This is a genomic window from Shewanella sp. 11B5 (assembly GCF_002836795.1).
In the GTDB taxonomy this organism is placed as follows: Bacteria; Pseudomonadota; Gammaproteobacteria; order Enterobacterales; family Shewanellaceae; genus Shewanella; species Shewanella frigidimarina.
Genome location: NZ_PJAP01000394.1, coordinates 1 through 7,543, shown reverse-complemented (window position 1 = coordinate 7,543; position 7,543 = coordinate 1). Strand labels below are relative to the sequence as shown.

The following is a 7,543-nucleotide window of genomic DNA, read 5'->3' as shown; positions in this document are numbered from 1 at the left end:
TGACCTACTTTCCCCCTATTAGACTGACGCAGTTGTTGTGACGGCAGACGAATATTAGGGCTTAAATCGGCCAAAAAATCGGTAGGTGATTTCATGACTAAGCTATTGTTATCGCTGATACGGTTTTTACCTGCATCTAAGTAATGACGAGCGGCAGTTTCAGCGGCTAATTTATATTTTACCGTTGGCACTCGGCCCCTAAGTACCAGAGCTGCTCGATCGGGTGCTAATGTTAGGCGAATTTTAGGATGAATATCACTTAGCGCTTGTCTTAACACACTCAAGTCTTCTGTGACACTGAATAGAAACGTTTCCGAGGTGTCGTCGGTATACCAAACAATAAGGCTGGTACGGCCCACTTTTTTTGCCAGTGCTAGTACTTCATTTTTATCGAGTACTTCAACTTGCATAATGGCATCTTGGCCAATGGCTACGCGTGAAATGCTTTTTTTAAACACCAAACGTGAATGAGTCCACTGGACCATTTCTCGGATCATACTGGACTGGCGGCCATCTGCTGTTTCAATAAAATCTAGCCCTTTAGTGCCAGCAAATACTGACATGCTCACTAGCAACAAACAGATTGACGTTACACAGAGAGATTGTTTCATGGTTCACCCCTTAACATTTATCGCGTCATTTCAGACAGTACAATGATTAATGCAGGAAGCTGGCCACAAAATTAATAATATATTAGTTGTATAAAAACAGTAGGTTAGATGGTTGTTTCTCGTTACTATATGTTCTGATTTACATTACTCTCAAATCGATTCGCATTTTGCAACGCACTTAGGGGGATGAGCCTAACAATTTGAAGTGCTTTTCAAATTGCAAAAAAAAGTTACCAATTAAGGTAACTTTTATCTATTCAGAAAGTAATAACTAACTTTCGGTCCAGCTTTTCATTTTGCGATAAATAGTTGATGCGCTAATGCCTAAATAAGCTGCTGCAAGTGGAATATTACCGTCGCATTGTCCTATAGCCGCTTCAATAGCATTTTTCTCTACAATCCAAAGCTGAACAATATTATGCGGTGATGGTTGTTGGCTAGCAATGGTATGGGTGGATGATTTAGCCGTAGTATTAGTGGTTGTTTGATTCGGCTGAATACCATGGTTATTTACAGGATGGCTGTTTGAATGGCTGACGATTGAATGACCAAAATTGCTTGGTAACATGTTCGGCTGAACTGTCTGACCATCATAGATCACCACTATATTTTCGATGACATTTTGCAGTTCACGAATATTACCAGGCCAATCGTATTGCATAAAGGTATGCTTAACGTCAGCACTAAAGTCGGTAAACTGTTTGTTATTCTCAGCCGTTTTAGACTGCAAAATATGATTTGCTAGCAATAAAATATCATCGCCACGCTCACGTAATGGCGGCAACATAACAGGGATAACATTGAGTCGATAGTACAGATCTTCACGAAAACGCCCTTCACCGACTTCTTCAGCTGGATTACGGTTCGTTGCACAAACAATGCGGACATCACTTTGTTGCAGATCGTTACTGCCCACCTTGCAAAATGTACCCGTTTGTAAAAAACGCAGTAATTTTGCTTGCAAATTTAATTGCATTTCACAAATTTCATCTAAAAATAGCGTACCGCCATTGGCAACTTCGACAGCACCTTTACGATCCGTTAATGCCCCACTAAATGCGCCTTTAACATGGCCAAAAAACTCTGACTCAAATAGCTCTGCAGGAATAGCCGCACAGTTGATGGCAATAAAAGGACCTTGCTCGCGTGCACTGGCCTGATGTAAACCAAGGGCACACACCTCTTTACCTGTACCGCTTTCACCAGTTACAAACACACTGGCTTTACTGCGTGCGGCACTTTCTAATAAGCGAAACACGGTATGCATTGATAATGATTCACCAATAAAATTCATTCGCTCGAGCGAGGTTGCTTCTGGCTCTACAGCAATGGTTTTTATGTCTTGATGTTGTTGCTTAACAGCATTACCTACTGATGTGGTTAGACGTTCTGAAGTAAACGGTTTTTCAATAAAGTCGTAACCACCTAAACGCATTGCATCAACGGCAACATCAATTGAACTGTTTGACGTGATAATGATCACTTTGGCAGAGGTGTCTTGATTATTAACGTATTTCAATACTTCTAAGCCACTGATGTCGGGTAAACAAACATCTTGAACCAATACAGCAGGCATTTTTTCTTTAATCGCCACGAGTGCAGAATAACCATCGACAAAATGTTGCGTATCAAAACCGGCCTTTTTCAATTGACTGCAATATAAGGCTCCACTAGAAAGACTATCTTCAACTACGTATACGAGCGGTTTATTGTCTATATTCATTACCGACCTTCCCTACTCGACTAACGAGTGAATATGCACGTTAAATACGCTGAGCGTTTCAACCAAAATAGCCATTAACTGCTGGGTTTGTGGGATAAACGCTTGCCCGATTTCAATTTGATATACCAGACAGGCACTTTTCGATAAACGTTCTGCTCCATATAATGCCGCAGTGTTCTTCAGGATATGCGTCACGTCATTAATATCTTGGTATTGTTGTTGTTCAACAGCTGTTTGCAGATTTAAATGCAATTGAATTAATTCTTGTTCAAATAAATTAAGCAAATGTTGATAAGTTTCAAAACCTAAATCGGACAATAAATTGTCTAACGTACTTCGCTGCATGATTGGATATGCTGTTATTGCTGTGGGCTCTGACATTATTCACCTCATGTTGGTTTATACAACAAATGCGCTAAAAGTATTGCGAGCAAAAAACACTAAAGGTTGTGTTTTAGCTTGTCTTATAGGATAAACGCAAGAGTCACGCCAAGATAAAGGTGGCAGTTTAACCGTTATTATTCAGATATTTAATTTGCATTACTTTATAAACAATTACTCACTAATATAAAGTCGCATATTGACTCGCATTTTGCAAATCAATATGTGGCTTCGGTATTAATAGAATGGTTTGAGTTATAAGCTGTTGCAAAATGTGTTAACTCCATAGGCTGAGGGTTTTTTCTAATGTTTGTGGTTTACCCAATAAGTAGCCTTGGACGACATCGCACCCAAGCTGACTTAAAATTTGCAGCTGGCTTTCTGTCTCGACTCCTTCAGCGACAATATGTAATCCAAGTCGTTGCGCCATGGCGATAACTGCGCTGCATAAAGTAAAATCTTCATTATTGTCTGCAATGCCACTGACAAAACTTCGGTCTATTTTTAATCCATCAATATTGAATTTGCGCAATAAACTCAATGAGGCGAACCCAGTACCAAAATCGTCTAGCCACACTTGTACGTCTTCTTGTTTGAAGGCATTAAACACTTTACAAATGGTTTGCGGGTCGTGAATTAGCGCGGTTTCGGTTAATTCTAATTTAACTGCAGACGGTGGGATTTGGAGTTCAACAATAAGAGACATGAGTTGTTCATAAACATTAGTATGCAGTAACTGAACTGGGGATACATTCAATGATAAACAAATGTTTTGCATGCCCTGGTTACGCATGCGCTTTAAATCCAGCAATGCTTGTTGAAATATCCAACTTCCTAACTCTAAGATTTGTCCACTTTGCTCAGCACATGGAATAAAGTCACATGGTGAAATAACCCCAAATGTTGGCGAGTCACATCGAACCAAGGATTCAAAGCCGACGATTCTACCTGTTTGCACTGAAATAAGCGGTTGATACACCATGCTGAAACAATGTTGCTTTAATGCCTCATCGATAACGTCGGTAAGGTCATTCCAATTTGAGTTACTTGCATCTTCATTTATCACGGTTTGTTTTTGGGGATACATGTCTGACTCCAAAACGATTAATTCCTATGTGGTAATTAATAGACAGCAAGAGTCGAGCCAATAAAATAATTAATAATCATCCGGTAAGGCACTGATAAATAATGTAATAATTGCAGTAAAATTGATTAAGTTTTTTTAGGTAGCAACTTGCCATTCTGTTTGCAAAATGCAATTCAAATTACAAAGCAAACAGATGACTACCGTAAGAATTTAGACAGGGTTTGTAAGAAGTGAACTTTGTTGATGGGTTTTGAAACATAATCGTCCATACCGGCATCCATAAAGCGTTTTTTATCCCCTTCCATAGCATTGGCAGTAAAAGCAATGATTGGCGTTGTTTGGCATAAAGAGTCTGCTCGAATGAGTGTAGATGCGGTAATGCCATCCATTCTTGGCATATATATATCCATTAAAATAACGTCGTATTTTAGCTTTTTAGCCGCTTCAACGGCCTCTATGCCATCATTAACAATATCAATATTACATTGCAGTTTATCGCACATCGCTTGCATCACTAGTTGATTAGTCTTGTCATCATCGGCTAGCAATATTTTGACATTTCTATCGCGAAGATTGAGATTGCTAATTAATGTTGCAGAGTTATATTCAGCTGGTTTAGCCAGGGTAAACGGTATACCAATAATAATTTCGGTACCGCTTTGTTCTTGGCTGTTTATCGTTAATGTACCTTGCATTAACTTAACTAAATTATTACTGATTGCTAGGCCTAACCCAGTACCTGAGCTGTGTTTTATTGCGCTATTATCGACTTGAGTAAAGGGTTCTAAGATGTGATTCAACATTGTTTCAGGAATACCAATCCCTGTGTCGGTAATGGTAATCGTCACGTTCACTTGAGTATCTGAGACCACATCGTATGTCGCGGTTAAGTTTATACTTCCCACTTTGGTGAATTTGATCGCATTTGATAATAAATTCAGCACGAGTTGGCGTATGCGGCCTGGATCACCGAGCAAACTTAACTCTTGTTCAGGTAATGATAAACTAAGCGATAAACCACTCGCCTCAGCATTGGTATTCATTAAGCTGCAGGCAGATTGCAGTGTCGTCGTTAAATTAAAGGGTTCAGAGACTAAGGTTAACTTACCTGCTTCCATTTTGCTGACATCTAAAATGTCGTTCAATATTTGCAGTAGGCTATTAGATGAATCTTGCATTGTGGTTAAATAAAATTGTTGCTGCGAATTAAGCTCTTCATCCTCAACCAATACATCCAAAAGGCCAATAATACCATTTAATGGGGTTCTGACTTCGTGACTGACATTGGCTAAAAATTTTGATTTAACTTCGTTAGCCGTTTCTGCTTTTTGGCGCGCTTCAATCAGTTGTAGTTCTTTGCGTTTCAACTCAGTTATATCGGTATGGAACCCGACAATTCCGCCATCTCGCATTGGTCGTTCAACCATTTTAATCCAACGGCCATCATTGAACTCTATTATCCGCTCGGGTTGCTGTTTACGTAGGTCATCTACATCTAGAAAATCAGGTTGTTTAACTAAACTGCGTACTGTAGAGTTTTTTCGTAACTCTTGATAACTAATGCCTTCGTGAACAATATCGGCCAGTTCAGGATAAAGCGAAATAAAATTTTGATTATACACCGCCACTTTTTGCTCATTATCAAAAATGATAAATCCATCAGCTAGTGCTTCAATCGCATCACGAAAACGTCTTTCATTCCTCACTTGATTAACCGATAGAATATGCAACATTTTACGTAAGTTAGCCGGTAATCGAAGCAAAAAATACATCAATGTGGCCAGACAGCCACCAGCAAAAATGTATAGCGTATAATGCCACCAAGCATCGTTAGTTGACTCGTCGGGAGTTAAATTTTCAATAATATCAGCTTGCGTAATTACATGTTGATTGTCTGTTTGTATCGCGAGAAACATGCTGGATGCCAGTACAATCAAACTGATTGAAAAAGCAACTGTTCTGCGGGTCCATAGTGGCGATGGTTTCGTGAGTAAGCTGATTAATCTTTGAGTAAATGAGCTTTGTTTGTCGGTTGCTATTTCTGCACTACGTTGGCGGATCAGGCCTTCAATTACTTTGCCAAAATCTTGCAGATGCTGTTTGTCGCTATAACTAAATTGTCTTGGTTTGGTGTCGATAATGCACAAGGTGCCAATACGATGACCACCTGCAGTTTGTAACGGAAATCCTGCATAAAAACGAATTTTAGGGCCATCTAAAACTAAGGGATTATCAGCAAAGCGTTGGTCTTCTAGGGTATCTTCAACAACAAATACATCACTGGAATGAATGGCATGGCCACAAAAGGACTCCGCTCTACCTGTTTCGCAAGCTTCTAAACCTTGTTTGGATTTGAACCATTGTCTATTTTTATCAACCAAACTGACCAAACAAATTGACACATTGAAGTAGGCTTGGACAAAACGAGTCATGTGATCAAACTGCTCTTCTGGAGACGTGTCCAGCAAATTCAACTCAAGTAATGCCTTAAGCCTGTTTGCTTCATCAATTGTCGGTTGTGGTTTATCCATATTAGGTCCCTAGAATTATCAAACATCAATACCACTCTATATTACTATCAGTGCTATCGCTATATAGAGTTGATTTGTATGCACAAATCATTGAGGCAACCGTTATAAGCCATTTAATTGATCTAAAGTATATTGGAGTTTACCTAACTTACTATGCTTAACAGTATTGGTTGAATTCAAATAGCGTTGGAGTAACTCATACAAGCTGTCTCGATTGATCGGTTTTGCTAAGTAATCATTCATTCCTGCTTGAATAAAACGCTTTTTATCACCATGAATAGCGTTAGCCGTAACGGCAATAATCGGTGTTTGACTGAATATTTCTCGACCAGAACGAATCTTTTCTGTCGCGGTAATGCCATCCATAACAGGCATTTGAATATCCATAAGGATTAAGTCGGTTTTGTGTTCAGCTAAGTAATCCAATGCTGCTTGGCCATTTTCAGCACAATGAACTTCACACCCCACTTGAGCGAGTAATTGACTTAACACAGCCTGATTGTTGATGTTATCTTCGACGATTAATACATGCTTATCAGTAAATTGCAGTGCCAGCGATGGTGGAAATCCACTCTCACATGAATGAGTTAATTCTAGATTAACTAAAGGATCGTCTAATAACTCTAATGCCCAACTCAAATGTGATAATTTAAATGGGCCATTAAGCTGAATTTCGTTTTGATTGTTATACACAAAACTACTCTCTTGGCCGAGTAAGTCTATAGAAAGAAAACACACTTTGGTTGATTTAATGTTATTGATGGCTTGCAAATAATCACGACAAGACTGCAATTGATTTGGTTCTGTTAACACAATAATATCGACATTATCTGCCAGCTGTTGGGGTAAATCAGTCGGGCTATTAAACGCACTATAAGTGAGACTGTAATGCTGCAACATATTGTAAACGGCTGGATTTAAGCTGTTATTTTGACCGACAACCCAACAATGGGAATATTTATTATTATTAATAATCTTGGCGGTTGAATCACAAATTTTAGGCTCAACAATTAGCGGTATTTCAACAATAAAACGACTGCCAACATCAATGCTAGACTCAACACGTATATCGCCGCTCATCGCTTCACAAATTTGTCGACAAATGGCTAACCCTAAGCCACTACCACCATAAACACGAGTTGATGAAGTGTCTGATTGCATAAACGCTTCAAACATTTGTTCAATTTTATCTGCTTCAATACCGATCCCC

The 7,543-nt window shown here is 39.1% G+C and carries 6 protein-coding genes; all 6 read right to left on the bottom strand.

Annotated features, from left to right (window positions below):
- A partial coding sequence (locus CXF78_RS09205; RefSeq protein ID WP_180957098.1) for a pilus assembly protein N-terminal domain-containing protein occupies positions 1–611 on the bottom strand: 611 nt, incomplete at its 3' end.
- Between the two features lie 271 nt (positions 612–882).
- Positions 883–2,334 carry a sigma-54-dependent transcriptional regulator gene (locus tag CXF78_RS09200; protein ID WP_102036595.1) on the bottom strand — a complete coding sequence of 484 codons (1,452 nt, stop codon included), beginning with the start codon at positions 2,332–2,334 and terminating at the stop codon, positions 883–885.
- 12 nt (positions 2,335–2,346) lie between these two features.
- On the bottom strand, positions 2,347–2,715 hold the full coding sequence (locus CXF78_RS09195; RefSeq protein WP_102036594.1) for an Hpt domain-containing protein: 369 nt from the start codon (positions 2,713–2,715) through the stop codon (positions 2,347–2,349).
- A gap of 277 nt (positions 2,716–2,992) precedes the next feature.
- Positions 2,993–3,802, bottom strand: coding sequence for a putative bifunctional diguanylate cyclase/phosphodiesterase (locus CXF78_RS09190; protein ID WP_257984875.1), 810 nt, complete (start codon positions 3,800–3,802; stop codon positions 2,993–2,995).
- Positions 3,803–3,999: 197 nt separating this feature from the next.
- Entirely contained in the window at positions 4,000–6,333 is a 2,334-nt protein-coding gene (locus CXF78_RS09185; RefSeq protein WP_102036593.1) for an ATP-binding protein, read from the bottom strand.
- 102 nt (positions 6,334–6,435) lie between these two features.
- Positions 6,436–7,543: response regulator (locus CXF78_RS09180; protein WP_145991401.1), on the bottom strand; the 1,108-nt coding region annotated here is incomplete at its 5' end.